Annotated in this window: 5 protein-coding genes; 4 read left to right on the top strand and 1 reads right to left on the bottom strand. The window is 69.4% G+C overall.

Annotation, left to right across the window (positions count from 1 at the left end):
* Positions 1-313: 313 nt before the first annotated feature.
* From JS521_RS32385 to JS521_RS32375, 3 genes are all read left to right on the top strand, one after another.
* Entirely contained in the window at positions 314-964 is a 651-nt protein-coding gene (locus JS521_RS32385; RefSeq protein ID WP_205086469.1) for a mycothiol-dependent nitroreductase Rv2466c family protein, read from the top strand.
* Positions 965-1033: 69 nt separating this feature from the next.
* The gene (locus JS521_RS32380) at positions 1034-1486 is read left to right on the top strand and encodes a GNAT family N-acetyltransferase (protein WP_205086468.1); all 453 of its coding nucleotides are present in this window, start codon (positions 1034-1036) and stop codon (positions 1484-1486) included.
* Between the two features lie 61 nt (positions 1487-1547).
* Positions 1548-1895 carry a VOC family protein gene (locus JS521_RS32375; protein WP_205086467.1) on the top strand — a complete coding sequence of 116 codons (348 nt, stop codon included), beginning with the start codon at positions 1548-1550 and terminating at the stop codon, positions 1893-1895.
* A gap of 19 nt (positions 1896-1914) precedes the next feature.
* Here the strand turns inward: JS521_RS32375 and JS521_RS32370 are convergent, their stop codons facing one another.
* The gene (locus JS521_RS32370; RefSeq protein ID WP_205086466.1) at positions 1915-3366 is read right to left on the bottom strand and encodes an NCS2 family permease; all 1452 of its coding nucleotides are present in this window, start codon (positions 3364-3366) and stop codon (positions 1915-1917) included.
* A gap of 335 nt (positions 3367-3701) precedes the next feature.
* On the opposite strand from JS521_RS32370, the gene JS521_RS32365 reads away from it, so the two are divergent.
* Complete coding sequence (locus JS521_RS32365; protein WP_205086470.1) at positions 3702-4322, top strand: XRE family transcriptional regulator; 621 nt, start codon at positions 3702-3704, stop codon at positions 4320-4322.
* Positions 4323-4450: the final 128 nt, after the last annotated feature.

The following is a 4450-nucleotide window of genomic DNA, read 5'->3' as shown; positions in this document are numbered from 1 at the left end:
CCCCCGTCCTCGCCCCCGTCGGCCCCCTCGGGCCCGTCGACGGCGGACCGCAGGTCGAGAGCGACCTCGTATCCGTCGACGGTCAGCAGCTCGGCCCTCTTCTGGGCCTCGTCGCGGGACAGGTTTTCACCGGGCACGGGCACTCCTTCGTGACGCGCGTCATGTGTCGTGTTCGAACCTATTGATCCTTGCACGCGTCCTCGGGCGGTGGCATCCAGGGAATGGGCCGCCCCTCGGAGGCGTTCTCGCCCCAGGTGGAACACGCCTCCGTGCGACACACCCTGCTGTGGAACACGCCCTTCTGAGGAGAGACATGTCCGAGAACACCCCGGCGAACGGCAAGACCCCGGCCGACTTCTGGTTCGACCCGCTCTGCCCCTGGGCGTGGATGACCTCGCGCTGGATGCTGGAAGTGGAGAAGGTCCGCGACGTCGAGGTCCGCTGGCACGTGATGAGCCTGGCCGTCCTGAACGAGGACAAGCTGGACGAGCTGCCCGAGGAGTACCGGGACATGCTGGAGAACCAGGCGTGGGGCCCGGTCCGGGTCGTCGTCGCCGCCCAGCAGCTCCACGGCGACGACATCGTCGGCCCCCTCTACACCGCGCTCGGCACCCGCTTCCACAACAACGGCGAGGGCCCCACCCGCGAGGCCGTGGCCGCAGCCCTCAAGGACGTCGGCCTGCCCGAGGACCTCGCGGAGTACGCCGACAAGGACACGTACGACACCGAGCTGCGGGCCTCCCACCAGGAGGGCATCGACAAGGTCGGCCAGGAGGTCGGCACCCCGGTCATCGCGGTCCCCGGCGCGGACGGCGAGCAGGTCGCCTTCTTCGGCCCGGTCGTCACCCCCGCCCCCAAGGGCGAGGAGGCGGCGAAGCTCTGGGACGGCACGCTGCTGGTCGCGTCCATCCCCGGCTTCTACGAGATCAAGCGGACCCGGACGCAGGGCCCGATCTTCGACTGACGCGGGCTTCGATTGACGCGGGCCGGAAATCCGCGAGCGCGGGTATCCGCATGGGGGGAGACTGCCCTCATGCGGATACGCGCGGGCGAGGCGGCCGAGGCCGCCGTACTGACCGAGCTGGCCCTCCGGTCGAAGGGCCACTGGGAGTACGACGCGGAGTTCCTGGCCGCCTGCCGCGAGGAGCTGACGATCCGCCCCGCGGACGTGGCGGCCCGGCGGACGGCGGTGGCCGAGGAGGACGGCCGGATCCTGGGCTTCACCACCCTGGACGGAGAGCCGCCGAAGGGCGCGCTCGGCATGATGTTCGTCGAGCCGGACACGATCGGCCGGGGCGTGGGGCGACGGCTGTTCCGCCACACCATGGACGAGGCGCGCCGCCGGGGCTTCACCCGCCTCACCATCGACGCCGACCCGAACGCGGAGCCGTTCTACCGGGCCATGGGCGCGGTCCGGATCGGCGCCACCCCGTCCGGCTCCATCCCGGGCCGCGAACTCCCGCTGCTGGAAGTCGCGCTGGTCTGAACGGCCCCACGAGACCCTGTGCCGCCGGGCGTTGTCAGTGGTGCGCCGTACGGTGAGGGACATGCGAATCTCACCGGAGATGATCACGATCGACTGCGCCGACCCCCAGGCGCTGGCCGCCTGGTGGGCCGAGGCACTGGGCGTCGAGGGCGTGGAGGACTACGGCGACTTCGTCGTCCTCGCCGCGACCCCGCTGGTGTTCTCCTTCCAGCGGGTGCCCGAGCCCAGGCCCGGCAAGAACCGGGTGCACATCGACTTCGCCTCGCCCGACCGCCCGGCCGACGTGGAGCGCCTGGCGAAGCTGGGCGCCACCGTCGTCGGCGAGCAGTCGATGCAAGGGATGACCTGGACCGTCCTCAAGGACCCGGAGGGCAACGAGTTCTGCCTCGCCGACGAGGGAAGCCACTGACCGGGCCCCGGACTTCCCGCTACTTCAGGCCGAGGATCTGCTCCAACGGGTCGATGAGGAAGTAGACGAGGAAGAGCGCCGCGGTGCCCCACAGCAGCCAGTGGACCTCGCGCGCCTTGCCCAGGCACGCCTTGATGACCACGTAGGCGACGAAGCCGGCGCCGATGCCGTTGGTGATGGAGTAGGTGAACGGCATGACGACGATGGTGAGGAAGGCCGGGATGGCGACGTCGTAGCGGTCCCAGTCGATGTGCTTGACCTGGGTCATCATCAGGAACCCGACCACCACGAGGGCGGGCGCCGCCGCCTGCATCGGCACGATGGTCAGGACGGGCGTGAGGAAGAGGGCGAGCGCGAACAGCCCGCCGGTGACCATGTTGGCGAAGCCGGTGCGGGCTCCTTCACCGACACCCGCCGCGGACTCGATGTAGGTGGTGGCCGACGACGAGGACGCGGCGCCACCGGCGACGGCGGCAGCACCGTCGATGAGCAGGACGCGGCCGAGACCGGGCACCTGGCCCCGCTCGTCGAGGAGACCGGCCTCCGCCGTGACCCCCACGACGGTGCCCATCGTGTCGAAGAAGTCGGACAGGATCAGGGTGAAGATGAGCAGGACGACCGTCAGCACGCTGACCTGACCGAACGACCCGAGCAGGTCGAAGTGGAACAGCAGCCCGAAGTCGGGTGCGGCGACGGGGTTGCCGGGGATCGAGGGCGACGTCAGACCCCAGGCCTTGATGTCGGCGATCTCGTTGATGACGATGGCGACGACGGTCATCAGGACGATGCTGATGAGGATCGCCCCCTTCACCTTCCGGGCGACCAGGACGATCGTCAGGAGCACACCGAGGCAGAAGACGAGCATCGGCCAGCCGGTGAGCGTGCCGGTGCCGAGCTGGACGGGCACGGTGGAGTTCGCGGCATCGGGGATCCGGGTGACGAACCCTGCGTCCACGAAGCCGATGAAGGCGATGAAGAGACCGATGCCGACGCTGATCGCCTGCTTCAGGGGTTGCGGGATGGCGTGCATGATCGCCTCGCGCAACCCGGTCATCACCAGAACACAGATCAGCAAGCCCTCGAGCACGATGAGACCCATCGCGTCTTCCCAGCTCATCAGGGGCGCGATCTGGAAGGCCACGACGGCGTTGATGCCCAGACCCGCCGCCAGGGCCAGCGGCAGGTTTCCGCCCACACCCATGATCAGCGTCATCACCGCGGCGACCAGAGCCGTGGCGGTGACCAACTGCACGCTGTCCAGCGTCTCACCGAACTTGTCCTCGGCCCCGCCGAGGATGATCGGGTTGAGCACGAGGATGTATGCCATCGTGAAGAACGTGGCGAATCCGCCGCGTATCTCCCGTATGTAGGACGAGCCGCGTTCGCTGATACGGAAGAACCGGTCGACGGCGCCCTCCGATCCGGCGGGCTTCGCGTCGGGCGGCGGCGGGCTGGTCGGACTGGGGTGCATGACGGAGTCTCCTGGGCCTGCGAATGATGAGGGGGAAAGAGGGTGCCGGTGCTGCCCGTGGTGAGTGGCAGGTACTGTGCGAACGCACATGCGGCACTTGCGAGCGGATCATACGCGGCACCCAGGGGATCGCAACTACCCGCGTAGAGCGTGCAGTTGGTACCTTTTCACTCCTGTGCTTTCCTACGGAATCGACGGTGACCTTTTCCGTCAAACCGGCAGGCAGCCGACAGTGGGCATGGAAGTGACGGTGACAGCTCCCCTACGCTCCGTGTGTGCACCCTCCACTCCCCTTCAACGCGCGGGCAGCGCGCGCCCTGCGCGAGAAGCTCGGGATGGCCCCCGGTCATGTCGCCTACGGCATGCGCGCGTCCTTCGGCACCTCGCACGTCAGCCCCGAGCACGTGGTCGCGTGGGAACGCGGCACCCACGTCCCGGACGCAGGTGAACTGACGGCACTGGCAGGCGCGTTGTGGTGTCAGCCCAGTGAACTCATGGGACGGCCCAGTACCTTGCTGGAACACCGCATCGCGCGAGGCGTCTCGGCCGAGGAGGTCGCCCGCGCCACGGGCCTCACCCTCGACGCGTACGCGTACATGGAGGAGACCGGTCAGTGGACCGGGGACAAACGGCAGTCCGTCAAGCTCGGCGAGGTCCTCAGCCTCCCCCCGCGCGACTTCATCGCCATCACCAGGCTGGAGGAGGAGCTGGCCCGCCTCCTCGCTGAGGCCGTCTCCACCCGCTGGCAGGCGCACATCCGTGACATCGCCAAGCTGGTCTCCATGGACCGCCGCGACCTGAAGGCCCCGTTGCAGGCCATGCAGCAGGAGTACCAGGTCCTCATGGCGGCCACCCTGAGCCGGGCCGGTGGCACCACCGCGTCCGGCGAGGACGGCCGCCGCTACGTCGAGAACATCGTCGACCACTTCTGGTCCCGGGTGCCGGGGTCCTCCTGAGCGGTGCCCCGCGGGGGGGGGGGGCCCCCCCCCGGCCCCCCCCCCCGCCCCCGCCCCCCCCCCGGGCCCCCGGGGGGCGCAGTCCTGGAAAAGCGCTGCTCAGGCGGCAATGGTACGCGGCTTGAAGG

The organism is Streptomyces durocortorensis (assembly GCF_016901035.1).
Taxonomy (GTDB): Bacteria; Actinomycetota; Actinomycetes; order Streptomycetales; family Streptomycetaceae; genus Streptomyces; species Streptomyces durocortorensis.
Note: the sequence above shows the minus strand (reverse complement) of the source record. Positions and strands in the feature narration are given on the sequence as shown.

Coding starts and splice junctions, on each gene's coding strand:
- JS521_RS32370 (WP_205086466.1), bottom strand. CDS start 3,366: ATGCACCCCAGTCCGACCAGCCCGCCGCCGCCCGACGCGAAGCCCGCC.
- JS521_RS32375 (WP_205086467.1), top strand. CDS start 1,548: ATGCGAATCTCACCGGAGATGATCACGATCGACTGCGCCGACCCCCAG.
- JS521_RS32380 (WP_205086468.1), top strand. CDS start 1,034: ATGCGGATACGCGCGGGCGAGGCGGCCGAGGCCGCCGTACTGACCGAG.
- JS521_RS32385 (WP_205086469.1), top strand. CDS start 314: ATGTCCGAGAACACCCCGGCGAACGGCAAGACCCCGGCCGACTTCTGG.
- JS521_RS32365 (WP_205086470.1), top strand. CDS start 3,702: ATGGCCCCCGGTCATGTCGCCTACGGCATGCGCGCGTCCTTCGGCACC.